This is a genomic window from Chitinophagales bacterium (assembly GCA_040877935.1).
Lineage (GTDB): Bacteria > Bacteroidota > Bacteroidia > Chitinophagales > CAIOSU01 > JBBDNB01.
The window spans coordinates 38007-60940 of the sequence record JBBDNB010000018.1; the positions used below are offsets into that span (position 1 = coordinate 38007).

A 22934-nucleotide genomic window follows, 5' to 3' on the forward strand; every position below is an offset into this window, starting at 1 on the left:
TTCTTCTTTCCTCTTCTCTCCTATCCTTTGTTATTACTGAGGTGGTTCCTTCACATTCAACCTTCCACCGGTTTCAATATGCAATTGAGTAGCGGTATCCATATAGTAAGTATTGCACTTGCCCAATACTCCATCAAAAATATGCGGTTGATTAGGCCTGAGCGGTATGATGACATCGGTGTCATAATCAGGAACCCCACATTGCCAGTTCATGGGTTTGTCCCAGTCAGTATCAATATTACCCGTCCAGATAGACCGATTAATAGGCAATACATCTATTTCGAGGGCATTGCCGATTTGAGGATTGTTACAGGCTCCTGAAGTAACAGCCCGCCTGAAATAGGTTTTCTGGGTCAGTGAATCGGGCTTGTAATTTCTGGAATTGGAACCCGGTATCTGGATCCATGTCATGGTGTTATAGCTGTATTCCCAAACAAAATTGTAATTGGTCGAATCACCACCTGCCGGTATAGTTCCCGTTAGGGTATCGGGGGCAGTATTATAACAAACAGTTTGCTCTGCCTGGATAATATTATTTGAAAGGCTGGGCTGTATTACGACCACTATTTTCTGACTGATATCTTCACAGTTTCCAGACCTTACAACACGTCTGTAATGAGTTGTAGAAGACAATGTAGGCGGAATATAGTGTATTGAATCAGCTCCAGGAATATCAGTATAATTGTTTCCCTGTGACTTATATTGCCATTGATAAGTGTAATTCCCATTGGCGCCAGTGGGCTGTGATCCAATTATACTTGTTGGACGACCTGAATTACAGAACGGTCCGGGATTTCCAAGAACACTTAAATTGTTATTGCTAATTGGCGAAGCTGTAATTTGAATAACATTACTTTCATCTCCAAAACTTCCGGTACAAGGTCCTGAATATACGGTTCTTCTAAACCAGGTTGTTTGAGAAATGCCTCCCGGAGTATAATCCTGACCGGTATTGGCTCCTACAGCTGCACTAAACCCTGTAGAAGCTGAAGTGGTACTACTTTCCCACAAATAAGTAAAAGCACCGTCACCTCCTATAGGCAATGATCCTGTTAAAACGGATGGCGTATCACCTACACAAATATTTTGATCGGCAGAAATAGTGTTGTTGTCAATACTCAGGATCGTAACTTTGATCACATTGCTGGTATCCGATTGGGCATCAACACATGGTCTTGAAGTGACAATTCTTCGGTACCAGGTATCTTCCATATGTGCAGTAGCTGGTGTATAATCTTTCTGATCACTGCTTCCCGGTGCATTTGCAAATCCTGAAGCTGAAGAAGTAGTACTGACCTGCCATTGATAAGCATAGTTGCCATTGCCACCTGTGGGCAATGAGCCTGTAAATGCATCAGGTGTTTGCCCTATACATATTGTTTGTGCAGTATCAATTGTATTGTCATCAATAGAAGGCAATACTGATATCTCAATTACATTGCTGGCATTGGTTTCATTACCTGTACAAACGCCTGAAGAAGCAATTCTCCTGTACCAGGTAGTATCGTTTAGCACAGGTGGCGAATAGTTTTGCCCGGTAGCTCCACTGATTACTGAGAAATTTGCATTATCCGTAGATACTTCCCATTGATAAGTGTAAGTAGAATGATTTCCTCCTGTTGGAATGCTACCTGTCAATTGATCGGGAGCCTGCCCTGAGCAAATGGTTTGTGCTTCATTGATCAGGTTGCTGTCAATAGGCGGCAATACATTGACCGTCACTGTGCTACTGTCAACACAGCCCGTAGCAGTATTGGTTACAATCAATTGATAAGTAGTCGTATCTAAAGGACTGGCAATTGGGTTGGCAACTGTAGCAGAACTTAATGTAGCAGTCGGTGACCAGCTGTAAGATCTGTTGGATTGTGGAGATGCTCCAATTTGAGTGCTTTGTCCATAACAAATGGTTCGTTCGCTGCCGGGATTTACTGTAGGCAATGGGTTAACCGTTACAGGCATTGCATTTTCCGCCCAGATCGGACAGCCATTGTCTCCAGTAACCGTTACATTGTAATTCCCAGAGGTAGTTACTGTTGTTGATGTTGTAGTATCCCCATTCGACCATAAGTATGACACATAAGAAGAATCGGTACTTGATATTAATGTTACAGAATCACCCTCACAGAATGTAGTAGGACCATCAGCCGTAATGATTGGCCTGGGTGGTGCTGGTTTTACAGTTATATATAATGAATCATCTACTGAGCAACCATTTGCGTCTGTATTTACAACTATATACCAACCTTGTGATGCCAATGTAGCAGGAAAAGGCACCGGGTTAATTTGACCCGAAGTATATCCATTTGGCCCCGTCCATGACCAGGTAACTTTACCAAAGCCCTGCCCTTTTCCAAGCAGGTTGATATTTCCAGAAGTTTCACATACTTCCGTATCATTGGATTCAGCAGTAGCCTCAACATATGGAAAGGTATCAAAAGATTTAGTAGAAGTAGAGCTAATTCCACAGTTATTTACACCATAAACACTGATTGAGCCAGGAGTAGTGGACGCATCAAATTGAATGACAATTACATTGGAGTCAGCTCCTGAGAGAACTGTTGCAGTAGAGGGTATATCCCATACATAACTCGTGGCATGTGCTATGCTATCAATAGAGAAAACAAAACCCTGGCCACCCGGGCAAATTGTATTGGCTCCTGAAATAGACCCTGCCGAACCGGGCAGCGGATCTACTGTAACTTCAAAGCTTTGTGTTGAATTGGTTCCACAGTCATTTGTTCCGGTGACAGTCACAAATCCTGAAGTGGCTATATCAGAATAATCGACTGTAATACTGTTGGTACCTGCTCCACTAACTATTGATGCTCCAGGAGGCAATGTCCATTGATAATCTGTGGCATGATCAATAGGAGGCACAGAATATACAATTCCCGATTCAGCCTGACAAACAGGACTTACACCTGTAATGGTATCAGCTTCAACCGGTAAAGGATCCACTGTCACATTATAATCAGCAGACACGCTTCCATTGCCACATCCGTTGGTTCCATGTACTGTAATTGTCCCTGAAATCGCTGTATCGGAATAGTTTACGATAATATTATTTGTGTTTGCACCAGAAACAATGCTTATACCCTGAGGCAATGACCATTCATAACCACTTGCATATTGAATGGAAGGCACTTCATATTCCACATTGTTCTCCCCCTGGCAGACTGTTGTTGTACCGCTGATCGTTCCAGCAGCTTCTGGATATTGATTCACTGTAATTTCAATAACATTACTGGTATCTGTACATTCTCCAGAAGATACGGCTCTTCTGAACCAGGTTGTTTCTGTAAGTACAGCCGGGCTGTAGTTCTGTCCAGTGTTGGTGCCTGAAGCAGCTGTATAGCCTGAGCCGGAAGAAGTTGTACTGCTTTCCCACAAATAATTATACAAGCCATCCCCTCCTGTTGCTGCCTCTCCTAAAAGTTCATCAGGAACATCTCCCGCACAAATGGTCTGTGCTGCTTCAATCAAATTCTCAGCAATTGCGTCTTGTACATTGATAGTGATCTGGTTTGAGTTTTGACAACCGGTAGCAGTTATTGTTTCAATAAGTGCATATGTAGTTGTATCAGAAGGGTTTGCTACAGGATTTGAAACAGCAGCATCATTCAAAGCACTGACAGGAGACCAGGAATAGGTGTTTCCAGCTGTTGCAACAGCTCCAATCTGAATACTTTGACCATCACAAATATTTACATTGCCACCAGTATTTGCAGAAGGCAATGGATTTACGGTAACTACAACCGAGTCAATATTTTGACAGCCTGTAGCGGTAATAGTTTCTGTTAAAACATAGGTGGTTGTTTCAGTGGGGCTTGCAATAGGGTTGGAAATAGCAGTATCATCCAATCCATTTACAGCCGACCATGAATAGGTGTTTCCAGCAACGGCTGTCGCTCCGATCTGTACACTTTCTCCCAAACAAATTATTTGATCATTGCCGGTATTGGCTTCTGGTAATGAATTGACAACAATGGTAACAGAATCCGTGTTTGAACAGCCATTGCCATCGGTTCCGGTCACAATATATTTGGTAGTTTCATTTGGACTGGCTGTCACATTTGCTCCTGAAGTAGCACTTAATCCATCAGCAGGAGACCAGGAATAAGAACTTCCTCCTGAAGCTGATAGATTTGCTGATTCACCATTACAAATGGTATCTGTATCTGCTGATACTGAAATATTAGGAAGGGAGTTAACCGTTACTGTTACTGAATCAATATTCTGGCAACCAGTGGCGGTAATTGTTTCTGTTAAAGTATAGGTAGTAGTTGTTGTAGGGCTTGCCAATGGGTTTGAAACAGCAGCATCATCTAAACCACTTGCAGGAGACCAGGAATAGGTATTTCCTGCAACGGCAGCCGCTCCGATCTGTATGCTTTCTTCCAGGCAAATTGTTTGATCATTGCCGGTATTGGCTTCTGGCAAAGGATTTACAGTAACTACAACTGAATCGACTTTTTGACAGCCCGTTGCGGTAATGGTTTCTGTTAAAACATAGGTGGTTGTTTCTGTTGGGCTGGCCACTGGACTTGAAGCAACAGCATCACTCAAACCACTGGCAGGCGACCAGGAATAAGTATTTCCGGCAACGGCAGCCGCTCCAATCTGTATGCTTTCTTCCAAACAAATTGTTTGATCATTGCCGGTATTGGCTTCAGGAAGCGGGTTTACGGCAACTACAACCGAATCGACTTTTTGACAGCCTGTGGCTGAAATGGTTTCTGTTAAAACATAAGTTGTGGTTTCAGTCGAGCTTGCCACTGGATTTGAAGCAGATGCATCACTCAACCCACTTGCAGGTGACCACGAATATGTATTGCCCGCAACTGCAACGGCTCCGATCTGTACACTTTCTTCCAGGCAAATTGTTTGGTCATTGCCTGTATTGGCTTCAGGAAGCAGGTTTACGGTAACTACAACTGAATCCACATTTTGACAACCAGTGGCGGTAATAGTTTCTGTTAAAACATAGGTGGTTGTTTCAGTGGGGCTTGCAATAGGGTTGGAAATTGCAGCATCACTCAAACCACTTGCAGGCGACCAGGAATAGGTGTTTCCGGCAACGGCTGTCGCTCCGATCTGTATGCTTTCTTCCAAGCAAATTGTTTGATCATTACCTGTATTGGCCTCTGGTAATGGATTGACAACAATGGTAACAGAATCCGTATTGGAACAGCCATTGCCATCGGTTCCGGTCACAATATATGTGGTAGTTTCACTTGGGCTTGACATTACATTTGCTCCGCTTGTGGCGCTTAAACCATCGGCAGGAGACCAGGAATAAGAACTTCCTCCTAAAGCTGATAGATTTGTCGATTCACCATTACATATAGTGTCGGAGTTTGCTGATACAGAAATATTTGGCAAAGGATTAACGGTAACGGTAACTGAATCAATATTCTGGCAACCGGTGGCGGTAATGGTTTCTATTAAAGTATAGGTAGTGGTTGTAGTAGGACTTGCTACTGGATTTGAAGCATTGGGATCATCTAAACCACTTGCAGGTGACCATGAATAGGTGTTTCCGGCAACAGCAGTTGCTCCGATCTGTATGCTTTCTTCCAGACAAATTATTTGAGCATTGCCTGTATTGGCTTCTGGTAATGGATTGACAACAATGGTAATTGAATCCTTACTGGAACAGCCATTGCCATCGGTTCCGGTTAAAATATAAGTGTTTGTCTCATTCGGAGTGGCAGTTACATTTGCTCCGCTTGTGGCACTTAAACCATCGGCAGGAGACCAGGAATAAGTATTGCCTCCTGAAGCTGATAGATTTGCTGATTCGCCAATACAAAAGGTATCAAAATCAGCAGAAACAACAATGTTAGGCAATGGATTCACTGAAACTGTAACAGAGTCAAAATTTTGACAGCCTGTAGCACTAATGGTTTCGGTTAAAATATAGGTTGTTGTATCTGCCGGGCTTGCCATCGGATTTGAAACAGCAGCATCACTTAATCCACTTGCAGGCGACCATGAATAAGTATTTCCTGCAACAGCAGAAGCTCCAATCTGTAAACTTTCTTCCAGGCAAATTGTTTGATCATTTCCGGTATTGGCTTCTGGCAGAGGATTTACAGTTACTATAACTGAATCAATATTCTGACAACTGGTAGAGGTAATGGTTTCTGTTAAAACATAGGTGATGGTTTCAGTCGGACTTGCTGTAGGGTTTGAAGCAGCAGCATCACTTAATCCACTTGCAGGCGACCATGAATAGGTGTTTCCAGCAACAGAGACTGTTCCGATTTGAATATTTTCACCAATACAAATATCCTGATCACCTCCTGTATTGGCAGCAGGAAGAGGATTGACAACAATGGTAATTGAATCCTTATTGGAACAGCCATTGCCATCGGTTCCGGTCACAATATATGTGATAGTTTCACTTGGGCTTGCCGTTACATTTGCTCCGCTTGTGGCGCTTAAACCATCGACTGGTGACCAGGAATAGGAACTTGCTCCTGAAGCTGATAAATTTGCAGATTCACCATTACATATGGTATCAGTATCTGCGGATACTAAAATAGTTGGCAAGGAATTAACCGTTACCGTTATAGAATCAATATTCTGACAACCGGTGGCTGAAATGGTTTCGGTTAATACATAAGTGGTGGCTTCATCCGGACTTGCCATTGGATTTGCAACAGCAGCATCACTCAATCCTGCTGCAGGCGACCACAAATAAGTATTGCCAGCAACAGCAGTCGCTCCGATCTGTACACTTTCTTCCAGGCAAATTGTTTGATCATTGCTGGTATTGGCTTCAGGAAGCGGATTTACGGTAACTACAACTGAATCCACATTTTGGCAGCCTGTAGCGGTAATGGTTTCGGTTAATACATAAGTCGTGGTTTCATTCGAACTTGCTGTAGGATTGGAAACAGAAGCATCACTTAAGCCAATGGCTGGCGACCATGAATAAGTGTTTCCAGCAACAGCAGTAGCTCCAATTTGTACACTTTCTTCAAGGCAAATATCTTCATCATTTCCAGGATTTGCAAGGGGTAATGGATTGACTGTAATCGTTATTGTATCTGTACTGGAACATGCATTGATATCGGTTCCTGTAACAACATAAGTTGTAGTTTCACTTGGACTGGCTGTCACATTTGCTCCTGTCGTAGCACTTAAACCATCGGCAGGCGACCAGGAATAAGTATTGCCTCCTGAAGCTGATAGATTTGTCGATTCACCATAACATATAGTGTCGGAATTTGCTGATACAGAAATGTTTGGCAATGGATTAACTGTAATGGTTATAGAATCAATATTCTGACAAGCAGTAGCTGTAACTACCTCTGTTAAAGTATAAGTGGTAGTAGTTGTTGGGCTTGCAATCGGGTTAGAAATAGCGGCATCACTCAAACCACTGGCTGGAGACCAGGAATAGGTGTTTCCAGCTACAGTTGTAGCTCCTATTTGAACATTTTCCCCAATGCATATTTCCTGATCACTTCCGGTATTGGCTTCAGGAAGAGGATTGACAACAATGGTAATTGAATCCTTATTGGAACAGCCATTGCCATCAGTTCCAGTGACAATATATATGGTAGTTTCATTTGGACTGGCTGTCACATTTGAACCTGTTGTAGCACTTAAACCATCGGCAGGCGACCAGGAATAAGAACTTCCTCCTGAAGCTGATAGATTGGCAGATTCACCATTACATATGGTATCAAAATCAGCAGACACTACAATATTTGGCAAAGGATTTACGGTGACGATCACAGAATCCGAATATTGGCAACCCGTAGCTGTAATGGTTTCAGTTAAAATATAAGTCGTGGTTTCGGAAGGACTTGCCATTGGGTTAGAAACAGCAGCATCGCTCAAACCACTTGCAGGTGACCATGAATAGGTGTTTCCTGCAACGGCAGCCGCTCCAATCTGTACACTTTCTTCCAGGCAAATTGTTTGATCATTGCCAGTATTGGCATTTGGTAATGGATTAACTGTAACTGTAACCGAATCCACATTTTGACAGCCGGTGGCGGTAATGGTTTCGGTTAAAATATAGGTGGTGGTTTCTGTTGGGCCTGCTGTTGGATTAGAAACAGTAGCTTCGCTCAACCCACTTGAAGGAGACCAGGAATATGTATTGCCGACAACAGGTGCTGCCCCAATTTGCACACTATCACCAATACAAAGTGGCTGATCATTTCCGGTATCGGCATCGGGCAAAGGATTCAGTGACAATATTGCCACATCAGAAGTGTCACTTCCCGTATTATTGCTAAAGACAGCCCTATATTGATTGTTGTTATCTGCATAATCTGAAGTAAAAGTATAGTTCGTTGAAGTGGCACCTGAAATATCAGACCATGAATTTCCTCCATCATTACTCACCTGCCACTGAACTGAAGGTGCAGGTGCACCACTGGCCGAAGCACTAAACGAAACATCTTCCCCTGCGCAATGCAAAGCAGAGGATGGATCAGTAGTTACAGTCGGGGCATTGGGTGGATAGGCCAGCCATTCCACATCATCAATAAACATATTGTTGCCTCGTTGGCTAGTTGCATAAAAGATAATGTGATTGGTATTTCCTGAAAATGCAAAAGGAATATCAAAGGAATATTCATACCAGCCATCAGCAGATTCTGTTGGGGATAAACTGCGCGAGCGATGAATTGTCCCCAATAATGTGGCTCCGCCAATTCCGGTTCCGGTATTGACATAAACATCTATTTTGTCGGCAGCTGAAGAAGCGCCATTGTCGCGATACATCCAGAATGTGACAGTGGAAGTATTGTTTTCCCTGGCAGATAAATCAAAAGCAGGAGTGATTAAACTTACTGTTCCCCCACTTTTAACTACCGATGATTCAAATTGAGCCATGCCCGCTCCTGAATTTGGAGTAGTAGCAGGGTTTGTGCCGTTGGTTACCCTACTCCAATGTGTTACAGCAGGATTGGTACCCTGCCCACCGGGGTTGGCAACTACAACTTGTCTTGTCCAACCATTTGGAGGAAACACAGTTGCGTCAAAAGATTCGGTATTGAGCACCTGTGCATGAGTAGGTTTCGATATAAAGACTCCTGCAAATAAAAGAGCTACAAGGAGTATATACCGACTAATATTTATAGAGTGAACAGTGTCAATAGGTTTACTCCACAGATAAGAAATAATTGATTTATACATTGGAGACAGGTATATAGTTAGTTTAATCTGTTTGTTTGGTTCCCTTATTAAAGAAGCAATTGTTTGATTATGCATTATAAATTAGGATTCTATACGTAGACACCCATATTTTGTTTCTTTATCATCCTTTTTCAATTGATTAACATGGTTTTATTTTGACATAAAATGTTAGCAAAAATAATCATTAGTTAAAGGAGAATCAAGTTTTAAATTGTGAAATTTTATTTTTTAATAGAATTTTAAATCAGAATTAATCTAAAGACAGTTATATTTCAATCCAATATTATAATTTATCAATTGAAATTTCATAGCTATTTTTATAAGTTTTGTTGTTAAGCGTTTATTAATTTTAGATTATTAATCATAAGATAAAGTGCGATGGATTTGCATTTCTCGTAGATTTCAATTTATTGATTGGCTGTTCATCTTCAACATTTTACTATATCTGTACTATCTTTACCATGTTATCATTTTGCAACTAAAACTTTAATTGATTTTGCTCAGGCTTTTTGCAATTTTTATTTGTATTTGCACACTTTATTCAGAAACAGGACTCTTACAAGCACAAGTCAATGAAGCAAAATTTGACGAGGATACTTTTGATCTAAAAGTGCTCAGCTGGAATCTTTATTTATTGCCGCGATTTTTTAAACCAACTAAGCAGTTGATACGGGCAAAATATATTGCCGAAAGACTTGTTGAAGAAGATTACGATGCATTGATGCTACAGGAAGTTTTTGGCAAACTATCAAGTACTATTTTACATAAAGGACTCAAAGAACACTATCCATACTACCTGGGGCCTGCCAACAAAAAAGGCAGTCCGTTCAAAGCCAATAGCGGAGTAATGATTTATAGCAAATATCCTTTGGAATTGCTCACCGAATTTCAATTTGAAGATTGCAAAGGCATAGATTGCTGGGGAAGGAAAGGTGGCTTACTGGCGGCATTCGAAAAAGATGGGCAAGAATATCAAATAATGTCAACACATCTACAAGCATTTGAAGGAGATAAACGGGACAAAATACGCCTGTTGCAATACCATCAAATATTGCGCGATGTAGTATTGCCTTACAGCAAAGATGGGGTGCCTCAAATTCTTGGTGGCGATTACAATACAATGAGGCGCGACAGTTTTTATTACGATGCCATGCTCTCTGTAATGAATGCAAGCAACAGTCCCTGTGTAGGAGATACAATTTGCACCTACGTATCTTTCAGCAATGACCTGATCAATTCTGGAGAGTATGAATTGGTACTGGATTATGTATTTTTGAGAAACAATGGAGTGAAATTCAGTGAAGAAAAACGAAAAGTACGGGTTTTCCAAGCCGACTGGGATCCACGAAAACGCAGAAGAAAAGGCAAACGCAAAGACCTTTCTGATCATTATGCCGTTGAATTAAAACTAAAAAAATAATATGCCTTTAATCACTTTCTTACTTATTGCCATTTTCTCTATTTCTCTTAATGACTGCAAAGCGCAAGACACAGCCTATTTCAATGATTACACAGAAGTAGTCCCTGAAAATGAACTCCGCATTTTATCCTGGAATATTCAAATGTTGCCGCGATTGATACTAAGGGTGAGACGAGGTCCGATCAGGCGGTCTCGATTAATTCCACAACATATTATTGATGATAAAATCGACATCATTGTTTTTCAGGAAGCTTTTGATAGAAGATGCAGAAGAATATTAAAAAGACGTTTGAAGGAAGAATATCCCTATCATGCAGGGCCTGCCAATAAGAATTTTGGCATTCGCACCAATAGTGGCGCTATGATTTTTAGCAAATACCCCATTAAGGAATTGGGCAAAATTAATTTCAGCGTTTGCGAAGGCATAGACTGCTATGCACACAAAGGTGCCCTACTGGTGGAAATAGAAGCGAAGGGAAAACAAATACAAGTGCTCGGCACCCATTTACAGGCAGGTGGTTCGGATTCTACAAAAATGAGCGAATACCGAGAACTGGCTGAATTGATTGAAAAACACAGAACAGAAGGCATTCCGCTTTTCCTTTGTGGCGATTTCAATACCAATAAAAAAGACCCAGAGCTTTATCCTGAAATGCTCGGCACACTTGATGCACTTGATGGTCCTATTTCAGGGAATTTAAAATTTACTTCTGATGAATTGCGCAATGATATGTGCGGTGATGGAAATCCTGATAAACTGAAACAAAAAGTGATTGATTATATATTGTTTCAATCCAATGACTGGCAGCCCGATTATATGGAAAGAAACATCAGGCAATACCGCGAACGCTGGAGCAAAGACCACATGGATCTTTCGGATCATAATGCTGTACTGATGAAAATACGATATTGATATGCCTGAAGATGAACTCGTTCAACAGCTTTATGATGCCGGATGGACAAGTCATATCGCCCGAATGCTGGGTGAAAATATATACAAATACCGCCATTCCGGGCGCAGTGTGGTTTTTGATTTTGACAATACCATCATTTGCGGAGATATAGGCGAAAAGGTACTGCGCTATTTTTCAGAAAATCAATATGCCTTCAAACCAATGCACAGCGGTTTTAGCCCCGATATTTATTTTGAGGGACAATTGTTCAGGCTGGAAGATTTTTCTGCCCTGGAATATTACAATACCTTTCTCTCCTACTCGGCCCTGAGTTTTAAGCAGGATCCGCATTATAAAAGTATCCCTTACTCCTGGGCAGTTCAGATTATGGAGGGACTTTCTCTGCGGCAATTGCTGGATATTACCAAAGCAGTATTTCCACAATTAAACAATCCTGAAGCTAAAAGAGAAAAACCTTTTTTCTACACACCTATTCTGAAATTGATGGCAATGCTTCAACGCTATGATTATGATATAAAAATCATTACAGCAAGCAATGTATGGTCAGTGCGGAAAATAATATTAGAGGCAGTAAATCCCATACTTGCCAAATGGAATAATAGTAAAAATAAAACTGCGGCAATAAAAGCAGAAAATATCATTGGACTCGAAGTATTGCTTCGTCACCAATCCGATGGAAACTTGCGCAAAGACCGGCATTTGATGGAGGATTTTCCTAATTATAGTATGTTGAGCGGCAAAATTTTAGACGAGTGGATATTGAGTCCCAACCTGAATTTCCCGGTAACTGCCTATGAAGGCAAGCCGGCTGCATATTACAAGCACTTTGGGAATGCTCAACCTCTTTTCTGCTTTGGTGACACAACAAGTGATATAGACCTGTTAAAAATGGCCGAGCAACCAGTATGGTTGGCGCGCATGGAAGATTCCCTGGAAGTTGAAAAGGTATGGCGGGGCTGGAATGCCAAAGCTTTTTTAAGAAACAATGTCCAAGCTATTGAATCTAATGTTTTGTGTAGTTTTTTACAGTGGGAATCTTTAAGTAATGAAACCTTCCTTAAAAGACACCCAAATGAAAAGGAGTTGAGAAAATCTATGGAAATTATTGATATGGTGGATATTTAATTCAACAAGTCCAATTCCTAAAATGCATAACCCAAACTAATATTTAAAGTAGGTTTTAAATGTTGAAAAAATGCAGGCCTGTCTTCCGGCAATTGAGTGCGCCTGGTACGTGCACCATTGAAATAATCGGTAAAATTATTGCGATAACCCAGACCGGTACATACATCGAAAGCAAAATGCCCGGCTACCAGTTGGTAACCGAAAAGAAAATTGCCATTTATATAATAAAAGTTTTGGTATTGTACGCCATTCTTCAATTTAAACTTGGCATAATTAAATGAAAAATGAGGGGCTACATAAAGCCCATTGGGCGCTTCTTTTTTCTTTAGTAAATAAAAACGATAAGCAACCTGTACCCGGCCACCAAAAAACTGGTATTTCTGATTGGTTAAGGTGGTATCCAGGATATTTACCAGGCTGAGAAACACTCCTGAATAATTTAAAGATACTCCTATAAAACTGCTCTGCCGGGGAGCTGTAGCCATTTCATACATTAGGCGCAATTCGCCAGTTAATGGAATTTGACCAAAAAGCAATGCAGTGGGGCTGATTTTCAATACATTTTTTGAAGGGCGCTCATAGCCTTCCGGCATTCTTACTTTTTCATCCTCTTCCGGATCAGCATCGGGCTCTTTAATACGCTCGGGATTAAATTCAAATGATTCATCTTCCTGGGAGAATACTTCATTGCTAAATAAATAGAATGGAATAATGAACAAACAAAGTATAAATCGCATGGGCTAAAGTTACTTAAAAGCTGAGATTTTGAATAGGAATTTTTCGATCTACTTTTTTGATCAAGCCACGCAATACTGTCCCCGGTCCTACCTCTGTAAAAGAGCTTGCACCATCACTTATCATTTGCTTTATAATTTGCGACCAACGCACCGGTTCGGTGAGTTGAGCAATCAGGTTTTCCTTTATTTCAGCTTCATCGGTATGGGCTTTGGCATCTACATTTTGATAAACAGGACAAATAGGATTGCTAAATGTTGTTTTACGAATTTGTGCTTCCAAAGCCTTACGTGCAGGCTCCATTAATGGAGAATGAAAAGCACCGTCAACTTTCAGAGGAATAACTTTCAAAGCTCCGGCCGCTTCCAATTCTTTTTTTGCCAATTCAATACCTTTTATACTGCCAGAAATAACCAACTGGCCGGGACAGTTGTAATTGGCAGGAACTACAATTTCCTCAATTCCATTACAAATTTCCTCTACCTTTTCATCGTCCAGTCCAAGCACTGCCGCCATTGTTGATTCCTCTGCATCACAGGCTTTCTGCATGGCTTCGGCTCGGGCTTTTACCAGGAGCAACCCATCTTCAAAGCGCAATACTTTATTGGCTACCAAAGCAGAAAACTCTCCCAGTGAATGCCCTGCAACCATATCGGGCTGAAAAGTTTTTCCTGCAATTTTACTCAGTACTGTGGAATATATAAATATTGCAGGTTGTGTGACCCTGGTTTGTTTGAGTTGCTCCTCGCTCCCATCAAACATAATTGCAGCGATATCAAATCCCAGAATTTCATTGGCCTGTTGAATCAGTTTTTTAGCAACATCAAATTTATTGTATTCTTCCTTGCCCATTCCTGAAAACTGGGCACCCTGACCTGGAAATACATATGCGTTCATATTTATACCAATTTATTGGAAATCAGGGAAATAAACTCATCCCTGGTCGCCTTTTTCTCAAACTCCCCATTGAAGGCAGAAGTCGTTGTAATAGAATTTTGTTTTTGCACACCGCGCATCATCATACAAAGATGCTTAGCTTCAATCACTACTGCCACACCAAGTGGTTTCAAAGCTTCCTCAATGGCATCTCTTATTTGTATGGTCAAGCGTTCCTGAACCTGAAGCCTTCTTGCAAATACATCTACCACACGCGCCAATTTACTGAGGCCCACAATTTTTCCATCGGGAATATACGCAATATGAGCCTTACCAAAAAATGGCAACATATGATGTTCACACATTGAATACAGCTCAATGTCTTTAACAATAACCATTTCACTGTGATCTTCTTTGAAAATAGCCGAGCTCAAAATTTCATGCGCATCTTGATCGTAGCCCTGTGTCATAAATTGCATGGCTTTGGCCACTCTTTCAGGTGTTTTAGTAAGACCATCGCGCTGCGGGTCTTCACCCAAAAGGCTGACAATATCCTTGTATTTATCTGTTAATTTATCTGTAATATCACCGTTGTAATGTTCTTCCCTGACATAGTTGAATTCTGTTGAATCATTTTTGTTCATAGGCTTGTTTTATTCCCCGAAATATTCCACGTAAATATTGGGTGTTTCATATAATTTAATGGCATGCAACTCACAACCTTTGATCTTTGCTTGGAGCAATTTCCATATTTCTTTAATCAGGTTTTCCGTAGAGCTCATTTTGCCTTTCATAACTTCTACATCCAAATCAAGATTTTTGTGATCCAACACTTCTACAACTTCACTTTTAATTATCCTGCTTAACTCTTTGGCATTCATTATAAAACCCGTGTCAGGATCAGGGGCTCCTTTTACTGTTACATATAAATCATAATTGTGCCCATGCCAGTTTTTATTGGCGCATTTACCAAATACCTGCTCGTTTTTTTCATCACTCCACGCCTCATTTCTAAGGCGGTGTGCTGCATTAAAATGTTCTTTCCTGGTAAGATAAACCATTTGAAATAATTTGCTGCAAAGATAGAAAGAAAGGGGCATTGTTTTAAGCTGTACAAGAATTTGAATTCAGTCTAATTTACAACCCTGTTTTGAGTTTAGTGTTCACCTTTAGCTAAGCGAAAAAGAATAAAATTAGACTGAGGAACAATTGAAATTGTTCTAATTAATGTTAATTTCATCCCCTGTGAATCAAAAATGGCTTTGCATATCATTTTTCTGCTTTGTTTTATCATTGAATCAGCTATTTGCGACAGGCTTTGGAACAGCTACTGGTACTGGTGCTCAGAGTATAGGTGAAATAGGTTCTACCAGTCAGGATGTGTTTGCCGCACAAAACAACCAAGCCGGCCTCGGTTTTATCAATGATTTTTCAATTGGGGTTTTCAGCTCCAATCGTTTCTTGGTAAGAGAAACAAGTTATTTTCACCTTTCTACTGCCCTGCCTACTTCAAGTGGTACTTTTGGGCTCACGGTAAATTATCGAGGATCTTCCCTTTTCAACGAAAAACAAATAGGCATTGGCTACGGACGCAAGATTGGCAAAAATTTCGCCATTGGTGCCCAATTTGATTACCTCAATTTGTTCCTCAGCGAATACGGTCAAAAAAACCTTTTCACTTTTGAATTGGGCGTACAATACCTGGCAACAGAGCAATTGCTGATTGCTGCACATGTTTATAACCCGCTGCGTCTTCAATTTGAGGCACAGGGCTTAGACCGCCTGCGAAGCATTATGCGACTGGGTATTAAATATATGCCGGGGAAAGACTTTGCTTTTCATGCCGAAGTTGAAAAAGATTTTGATTTTCCGGTACAGGTAAAATTGGGCGCGGAATATACTGCATTTGAAAAATTGAGAATTGGTGCAGGTGTCAAAACCAATCCTTTTGAAGGCTATTTTGGTGTTTCAGCACTGCTCAATAACCTTACAATCGGAGTATCAGGAGGCTATCACCCATTTCTCGGGTTTTCTCCGCAGGCTTCAATCAGCTATGCTTTTAAAAAGAAGAAAAAATAATTTCTTGTGAAAAGAAGTTTGTTTGCAATCACGCTTTCATTGTTTTGCCACACAATAATGGCACAGGAAGAAGATGAAAATGCTTTGCAACGCACCCAGGATATTCTTGAAATTAGCTTGGAAGAACTGGGTGAAGGCAGTTTTGATTTTGACACTTATTTAGAGCGTCTGACTGATTTAGAGAGACACCCAATCGATCTTAACACAGCAGTTTATGATGATTTTCAACCCTTATTGGACATAGGTCTGATTGATCCGCGACAGATTGATAACCTATTGAAATACCGCGAGCGCTTTGATTATTTTCAAAGTATTTATGAGCTTAAATATGTGATTGACTGGAATTTGGAAAGCATCAAAAAAGTTTTGCCTTTTATATATGTCAGTGAAGATTTTGAAAGCTACCAACCCACTATAAAACAACAGGTATTTGGAGGAAAGCAGGAAGTGTTTTTGCGCTATTCGCAAGTACTGGAGCAAAAAAGAGGCTATAGCCCATTGGACAGTGGCAGTACTGCTACAAGATATCCAGGCAATCCGGGCAGGTTGTATTTGCGTTATCGCTACAATTACCGCAATAAAATATCTTATGGTTTTACTGCCGAAAAAGACCCCGGAGAGGCTTTTTTTAAAGCACCACAACAAAGAGGTTTTGATTATTATTCAGGCCATGTATTCCTGCGCGACTTAGGCCCGGTAAAAGCACTGGCACTGGGTGATTATCAGGCCAATTTCGGACAGGGACTGACTTTGTGGACGGGCTTTGGTTTTGCTAAAAGCCCTTATGTAATGAATATAAAACGTTCGGGAAGAGTGTTGAAACCCTATACTTCTGTAAATGAAAACAATTTCCTGCGCGGAGCTGCTGCTACTTTCAAGTTGGGTAAATTCAATGTTACAGGTCTTTTCTCCAGAAATAGAATTGACGCCAATGTCCAGAGAATAGATACTACCAATAATACACCATTGGAGATCAGTAATTTTCAACTAAGCGGCTTACACAGAACAGAAAGCGAAGTGGCCAATAAAGGGACTTTGACCTGGACTGTAACCGGTGGCCATGCAGAATACCAACACAGGGCATCGAAAATTGGTGTTTCGGCAGTGCAGCATTTTTTCAATTCCGAGGTCAATCCCGGAGACAGAGTATATCAACGCTATTACCTAAGTGACAAGAGTTTTGGAAATTACAGTTTGGATTATGCGCTGATGTTGCGGAAGTTTTATTTGTTTGGAGAAAGCAGCATGGACAATCACTTGGGACATGCACATGTGCACGGTTTTGTAGCTCAACTGGATCCACGCGTAAAAATGGCGGCTGTGTTCCGCTATTTCACTGAAGATTACCGCTCATTTGGCAACAATAGTTTTTCTGAAAACACCCGTGTTCAAAATGAAAGCGGGCTTTACTGGGGTTGGGAGCTTACACCTCATAAAAAATTAAACCTACAGGCTTATGTTGATTATTTTAAATTTCCATGGCCGCGCTTTGGGGTTGATGGCCCCTCTTATGGTGTTGAATATTTTGCACAGGCCAATATTGATATTTCACGCTATGTGCAACTTTATTTCCGCTACCGGTATAAGAAAAGAGAAAGAAACAACAGGGAAGAAACCGGCCCCATAAATACTGTGATACCTGAAATCCGCCAAAACTGGCGCGCACATATTGCATACAGGGTATTTCCATTTCTCACATTGAAAAACAGGGTTGAATTTGTGCGCTTTAAAAATACCGGCAATGAAATTGAAAACGGGTTTTTGATCTACCAGGATTTTAATTTCTCTAAAGACGATTTCCCTTTGAGTGCAAATTTGCGCCTGGCCTTTTTCGACAGCGATACCTGGAATACAAGAATCTACGCTTATGAAAACGACCTGCTTTATTATTTCTCAATTCCTGCATATTCGGGACAAGGCGTGCGTTTTTACCTGAATATTAAAATAGATATTAACAAGAATTTTGATTTCTGGCTTAAGTATGCCATCAGTCATTTTAGCGACAGAAATACTGTAGGTACTGGACTGGAAGAAATAGAGGGCAATAAAAGATCGGAATTGCGCGGGCAGATCAGGATGAAGTTCTAAAAACAAAGATTAAACTTCAAAATGTTTTCTGTCAAGCAGCTCTTTATACATATATGCCCTGCGGGGATTGAATGCTGGTTTTTGCTTTTTTTCAGATAAATGCTTTCGTTTTAAAACTGAGCGTTTTTTTCCTGAATTTAACTCAGTTTTTGCCTTTTCATAAGAAGCTTCTGCTGCTCGTTGCATTTCTTCCTGATTTCTTAAAAACTCGGGATCTTCAGAAGGAGAAAATAATTCTTCAGCACTCGGTTCGGTGGTCTGTGTTTCTTTCTGACTTTGCTTTGCTTCATGTTCCTCGGGATAAAATTCTTTTTCCAGTTCTTCGAAAAAATCTCCAAAAGGGGATGGCTTTGATTCAGGATCAGACGCTCTTCTGCTATCGGTAGTTTCAGATCGATCATCCTTTTGCTTTCGCTTCGCCTCTTTGTCCGACTTACTTTTCATGAAATAACGAATAGCTATAAAAGCCCCAAAAATCAAAAGTGAGAGTAATTGCTGAAAATCCATGGCTCTAAATTAAAGCAATTATATGGCATCTTCCAAGCCATTAAAATTCTGCTGCTAAAAACAGCCCTAATGTATGCACTTTGTAGTGTTGCTTAGATCGGTAATTTAGCAGGTCTTTATGCCTGGAGAGCCCAAAATGAAATTCAGGACCGACCAATAAGGCAACATTTTTCATTTGATATTTCACTGCTGGCCTGAATAGCAAGGCTACCTGTGTTTCATTGTTTTCAGAAATTTCATTTTCACGTGTCCAGTTGGGATATTCTGTAGTTTCTATCAGATCGTTCGATTGTGGTCCAGTAGCATAGCGTTCGTAATTGCCCTTCACAAATATTTCATTTTTAAACTCAGGGGCAAGTAATATTCCCAGGTCTGCCAAAAAGAACCAACCAGTACTTCTATTGCCAAAACGTGCACAAGAACCCGGCTTCTTTTTGAAATTATACTGCCAGCCAATGCCTGCCTGCACTTCTACCAAGAGTTTTTCATGCCTGAACTGTGCATTCCAGTCATATATCCCAGGCTCTTCTCCTCCCCATTGAGATGCTCCGCTTGCTATGTATTGAAATTGACGTTTGGCTATTCCAGCACCTGTAAACACACCCCAGTTTTCATTAAACCAAAGCCTGAATAACAAACCACCTGAAACACCGAGGTTCACTGTTTTAAAATCAGTTGCAGATTCTTTGTCTTGCAAAAAATCCATACGAGGCAGCAAATAGGGGCTGACTGTTATACTTGCACTTCGCTTTTTAGAGCTTGTGGATTTCACCTTGGTACTTACTTTACCAATTTTTTGAGCTTTACCCTCGGCAGATATAAAAAGAAAAAGAGCCAATAAAAATACGGATGCTGATGTTTTCATCTTTTTTGCATTATTTGTACTAATTAACCTATACAACGCTCAATTATTGTAATCAACAAAACCTAAAAGTAAATCCTTAAAAAAAGATGATTGTTTTGATGCACAATTATTCGTACGGCATTTTGCCCAATTGTTATAGAATGTTAAAAAACAAATAAGATCAATATAGCCTAAACTTTTTCTTTTCTCATTAGTTGTACTAACATTAATTGTAACAACATTAAAAACCAACAGAATTATGAAAACTTCAATTATTGCAGTATTAAGTTTTGCAATGAGTATGCTCATTGCTTCCCCCATTTTAGCTCAGGAAAATTTCAAGGTTGACACCAAAGCATCCACATTAGAGTGGATAGGTAAAAAAGTAACGGGCAAACACAATGGAACCATTCAGGTTAAATCAGGAAATGTAAGTTTTACGAAAGGAAAGTTGAGCGGAAATTTCACCATAGACATGACAACTATTGAAAACAATGACCTTGAGGGTGAATACAAAACAAAACTTGAAAATCACTTGAAAAGCGATGACTTTTTCTCTGTAGAAAAATTTCCTACATCAACATTTAAGATCACAAAAGCAGTAGATGAAGGAAATGGCAAGTATGAAATCACAGGGGATTTGACCATTAAAGGAATTACCAATCCAGTAACATTCCCTGCTACAATATCTGTTATTGACGGTGAGTTAAGAGCTGATGCAAACATCACTTTTGACCGTAGCAAATGGAAAGTAAAATACGGATCGGGCAGCTTTTTCGATGACCTTGGCGACAAAATGATCTATGATGATGTGTATTTATCATTAAGCCTGGTGGGTAAGTAATTTTAAACCACAAAGTGATAATATAGAGAGCAATCCCATAGATCGGGTTGCTCTTTTTTTGTTAATAATTTTGAAATATTAGGAATGAGTATAAGTTTCTGACATTGATTCTTTATATTCAAAACTCTATATTTTCTCAATTAAAAAGCTATTCAAATGATCTTAAAGTTGCACAATGAAAATCCCGATAGAAGAAAAATTGAAATGGCCGTTGAATGCCTAAAAAAAGGCGGAGTCATTATTTACCCTACAGATACTATATATACATTTGGCTGTGAACTGGGCAATAAAAAAGCTATGGAACGCATAGCTCAGATCAAGGGCAAAAACCTGAAACAATCGCATTTTTCCATTATTTGCCACGATTTAAGCCATATTTCAGAATATACCAATAACCTGAACAACGCTACTTTTAAGTTGATGAAGCAATACCTGCCCGGGCCATATACTTTTATTCTGAATGCCAGCAAGAAAGTACCCAAGCTCTATGATTTCAAAAAGAAAACTATAGGCATCAGGGTTCCCGACAACAACATTGCCAGAGCCCTGGTTCTCGCTTTGGGGTCTCCACTGATTGCTACATCTGTGCACCATGAGGATGACGATATTCTTGATTATATCACCGAACCCGAGGACATCTACGAAAAATATAAAAACCAGGTTGATATCATGTTAGATGGTGGAATTGGCGACAATACAGCCTCTACTATTATTGACGCAACAAATTCCGAGCCTTTTGTAGTAAGGGAAGGGAAAGGGGTTTTATAGGGCTTCTTAAATCAAAGCTTTACTATTATTTATAATCAAAAGGATCGTGAAAATTGCCGATTTCAATGCCTTTTGCTGCGAGGTATTTTTTTCTCCAGAAGAAATATCCCACAATTGCTATGCTAACTATAATATAAACCACCATAATAATCCAGGCTTCATAAAAAAGAAAAAGTACAAATGCCAGTGAACTTAGCACAGAAACACTGGCGAAAACATAAAGCAACCAGGGAGGCATTCTAAAATATGCAGCCGCATATTGCGCTTTATATTTTTGATTTAAAAACAAGGAAGAAAAGCTGGCGAAAACGGTAAGCAGCATAATGCCACATACAGTCATAATTCCATAAAAATCAATGGGGTTTCCTCCAAAGTATTTTTCTATCCACCCAACATTATCTGCTGTGTATCCGAAAAGCAACAATACTATTACCAATGAGAAGAATGCAATAATTGCATTAATAGGTGTTTCGGTTTTTGAATTGATTTTACCTAGAAATGCAGGCAAAGTTTTATCGCGAGCCTGGGCGAAAAGTTCTCTTGGCAAAGCAATAGCACCGGCATTGAAAGAAGTCAAACCTGCACTAACGGCTCCCAATCCAAGAAAATAAACCATCCATACGGGTAATTTACCCTCAGCACTTGTAATCAGGGGTGAATTGTTCTCGTGAAAATAAGCATCCAATATTGCAATATCAGAACCGATAGTTCCAACATAAACTACAGAGAGTCCAACATAAATCAAAAAAACAAAAAATGCACCGAGTAAAAGCGCCAGGGGTATGTTTTTGTGTGGTTCTTTCATCTCCTCTCCCATTTCGGTAATGATCTGAAATCCAAAACAGACATTAAACGCCAGCAATACGCCCATTGCAAAGCCATCTGGCATATCGAGACTCATTTGGGGTTGCACATCCTGAAAAAACCACATCCCCAGTACATAAAATACCAGTGCCAGAATCATCTGAATGCTGAGAACAATCTGTAAACCCAGTTGCAATCGTAAACCAAAGAGGTATAAAAAAAAGAAGGATCCGATCAGCAACATGGCCAACAAATGCACGGATATTTCAAATGGCAGAAAACCCTGCAAATAATCTGCAAGCCCAACAGAAACTACACAAACAGAGGAACTTCCGCCAAACAATGCAAAATTAGAGACCAAAGTACCCACCAGCGGATGCAGCAATCGACTGCACCAATTGTAGCCACCACCGGCTACCGGAAGCGCACTTGAGAGTTGTATCAATGGTATGACACCGATAATTGAGACACTCATTGCTATTAATATAGCCAGCCAGGTTGCACTGCCCGCTTTTCCTGCTATTGACGGTATCATAATATAAACACCCAAACCTATTACTCCGCCCATTACCAAACCTATTCCTCCGGGCAATCCTATCTTGCTGTTTAACTTCACATCCATATTTTGCCAATTAATATGGCGTGAAGATAAAGGGAATTTTAAAACAATGGGTTTTGATGATTAGACTACTTTGATAGGACTTCTCTCAAAATCCACACTTGAATATTCTTCCCCGATTGTTTATATTTAACATGTTTTAGCGCTTT

The 22934-nt window shown here is 40.3% G+C and carries 15 protein-coding genes; 7 read left to right on the forward strand and 8 right to left on the reverse strand.

Going from position 1 to position 22934, the window contains the following annotated elements:
• Positions 1-33 precede the first annotated feature (33 nt).
• Positions 34-9162, reverse strand: coding sequence for a hypothetical protein (locus WD048_04095; GenBank protein ID MEX0811375.1), 9129 nt, complete (start codon positions 9160-9162; stop codon positions 34-36).
• A gap of 496 nt (positions 9163-9658) precedes the next feature.
• Here WD048_04095 and WD048_04100 point away from each other — a divergent pair, with 496 nt between their 5' ends.
• The 3 genes from WD048_04100 to WD048_04110 are packed head-to-tail and all read left to right on the forward strand — an operon-like array spanning position 9659 to position 12621.
• Positions 9659-10582: a sphingomyelin phosphodiesterase gene (locus tag WD048_04100; GenBank protein MEX0811376.1), complete on the forward strand. Its 924-nt coding sequence runs from the start codon at positions 9659-9661 to the stop codon at positions 10580-10582.
• A 1-nt stretch (position 10583) separates the two neighbouring features.
• The gene (locus WD048_04105; GenBank protein ID MEX0811377.1) at positions 10584-11495 is read left to right on the forward strand and encodes a sphingomyelin phosphodiesterase; all 912 of its coding nucleotides are present in this window, start codon (positions 10584-10586) and stop codon (positions 11493-11495) included.
• 1 nt (position 11496) lies between these two features.
• Positions 11497-12621 (forward strand): hypothetical protein, encoded by a 1125-nt coding sequence (locus WD048_04110; protein ID MEX0811378.1) that lies wholly within the window; start codon positions 11497-11499, stop codon positions 12619-12621.
• 17 nt (positions 12622-12638) lie between these two features.
• On the opposite strand, the gene WD048_04115 is transcribed toward WD048_04110, so the two are convergent.
• Genes WD048_04115 through WD048_04130 form a run of 4 tightly spaced genes read right to left on the reverse strand, consistent with a single transcriptional unit; the run spans position 12639 to position 15293 of the window.
• Positions 12639-13358, reverse strand: coding sequence for a hypothetical protein (locus tag WD048_04115; protein ID MEX0811379.1), 720 nt, complete (start codon positions 13356-13358; stop codon positions 12639-12641).
• Between the two features lie 13 nt (positions 13359-13371).
• Positions 13372-14253, reverse strand: a complete 882-nt coding sequence (gene fabD, locus WD048_04120; protein ID MEX0811380.1) for an ACP S-malonyltransferase — start codon at positions 14251-14253, stop codon at positions 13372-13374.
• A 2-nt stretch (positions 14254-14255) separates the two neighbouring features.
• The gene (gene folE / locus WD048_04125; GenBank protein ID MEX0811381.1) at positions 14256-14876 is read right to left on the reverse strand and encodes a GTP cyclohydrolase I FolE; all 621 of its coding nucleotides are present in this window, start codon (positions 14874-14876) and stop codon (positions 14256-14258) included.
• A 9-nt stretch (positions 14877-14885) separates the two neighbouring features.
• Complete coding sequence (locus WD048_04130) at positions 14886-15293, reverse strand: 6-carboxytetrahydropterin synthase (GenBank protein ID MEX0811382.1); 408 nt, start codon at positions 15291-15293, stop codon at positions 14886-14888.
• 232 nt (positions 15294-15525) lie between these two features.
• Between WD048_04130 and WD048_04135 the strand changes: the two genes are divergently transcribed.
• Together WD048_04135 and WD048_04140 are read left to right on the forward strand one after the other, a co-directional pair.
• Positions 15526-16311, forward strand: coding sequence for a hypothetical protein (locus WD048_04135; GenBank protein MEX0811383.1), 786 nt, complete (start codon positions 15526-15528; stop codon positions 16309-16311).
• Positions 16312-16317: 6 nt separating this feature from the next.
• Positions 16318-18399: a hypothetical protein gene (locus WD048_04140; GenBank protein MEX0811384.1), complete on the forward strand. Its 2082-nt coding sequence runs from the start codon at positions 16318-16320 to the stop codon at positions 18397-18399.
• Between the two features lie 9 nt (positions 18400-18408).
• Here WD048_04140 and WD048_04145 read toward each other — a convergent pair whose 3' ends face one another.
• Both WD048_04145 and WD048_04150 read right to left on the reverse strand, forming a co-directional pair.
• The gene (locus tag WD048_04145) at positions 18409-18906 is read right to left on the reverse strand and encodes a hypothetical protein (protein MEX0811385.1); all 498 of its coding nucleotides are present in this window, start codon (positions 18904-18906) and stop codon (positions 18409-18411) included.
• Between the two features lie 40 nt (positions 18907-18946).
• A complete protein-coding gene (locus WD048_04150; protein ID MEX0811386.1) occupies positions 18947-19771 on the reverse strand; it encodes a hypothetical protein in 825 nt (274 codons plus the stop codon).
• A 238-nt stretch (positions 19772-20009) separates the two neighbouring features.
• Between WD048_04150 and WD048_04155 the strand changes: the two genes are divergently transcribed.
• Both WD048_04155 and WD048_04160 read left to right on the forward strand, forming a co-directional pair.
• Positions 20010-20594, forward strand: a complete 585-nt coding sequence (locus WD048_04155) for a YceI family protein (GenBank protein MEX0811387.1) — start codon at positions 20010-20012, stop codon at positions 20592-20594.
• Between the two features lie 156 nt (positions 20595-20750).
• The gene (locus WD048_04160) at positions 20751-21362 is read left to right on the forward strand and encodes an L-threonylcarbamoyladenylate synthase (GenBank protein MEX0811388.1); all 612 of its coding nucleotides are present in this window, start codon (positions 20751-20753) and stop codon (positions 21360-21362) included.
• Positions 21363-21387: 25 nt separating this feature from the next.
• Here the strand turns inward: WD048_04160 and WD048_04165 are convergent, their stop codons facing one another.
• Positions 21388-22788 (reverse strand): APC family permease, encoded by a 1401-nt coding sequence (locus WD048_04165; GenBank protein ID MEX0811389.1) that lies wholly within the window; start codon positions 22786-22788, stop codon positions 21388-21390.
• Positions 22789-22934: the final 146 nt, after the last annotated feature.

Coding starts and splice junctions, on each gene's coding strand:
- WD048_04095 (MEX0811375.1), bottom strand. CDS start 9,162: ATGTATAAATCAATTATTTCTTATCTGTGGAGTAAACCTATTGACACT.
- WD048_04105 (MEX0811377.1), top strand. CDS start 10,584: ATGCCTTTAATCACTTTCTTACTTATTGCCATTTTCTCTATTTCTCTT.
- WD048_04110 (MEX0811378.1), top strand. CDS start 11,497: ATGCCTGAAGATGAACTCGTTCAACAGCTTTATGATGCCGGATGGACA.
- WD048_04115 (MEX0811379.1), bottom strand. CDS start 13,358: ATGCGATTTATACTTTGTTTGTTCATTATTCCATTCTATTTATTTAGC.
- fabD (MEX0811380.1), bottom strand. CDS start 14,253: ATGAACGCATATGTATTTCCAGGTCAGGGTGCCCAGTTTTCAGGAATG.
- folE (MEX0811381.1), bottom strand. CDS start 14,876: ATGAACAAAAATGATTCAACAGAATTCAACTATGTCAGGGAAGAACAT.
- WD048_04130 (MEX0811382.1), bottom strand. CDS start 15,293: ATGGTTTATCTTACCAGGAAAGAACATTTTAATGCAGCACACCGCCTT.
- WD048_04145 (MEX0811385.1), bottom strand. CDS start 18,906: ATGGATTTTCAGCAATTACTCTCACTTTTGATTTTTGGGGCTTTTATA.
- WD048_04150 (MEX0811386.1), bottom strand. CDS start 19,771: ATGAAAACATCAGCATCCGTATTTTTATTGGCTCTTTTTCTTTTTATA.
- WD048_04155 (MEX0811387.1), top strand. CDS start 20,010: ATGAAAACTTCAATTATTGCAGTATTAAGTTTTGCAATGAGTATGCTC.
- WD048_04160 (MEX0811388.1), top strand. CDS start 20,751: ATGATCTTAAAGTTGCACAATGAAAATCCCGATAGAAGAAAAATTGAA.
- WD048_04165 (MEX0811389.1), bottom strand. CDS start 22,788: ATGGATGTGAAGTTAAACAGCAAGATAGGATTGCCCGGAGGAATAGGT.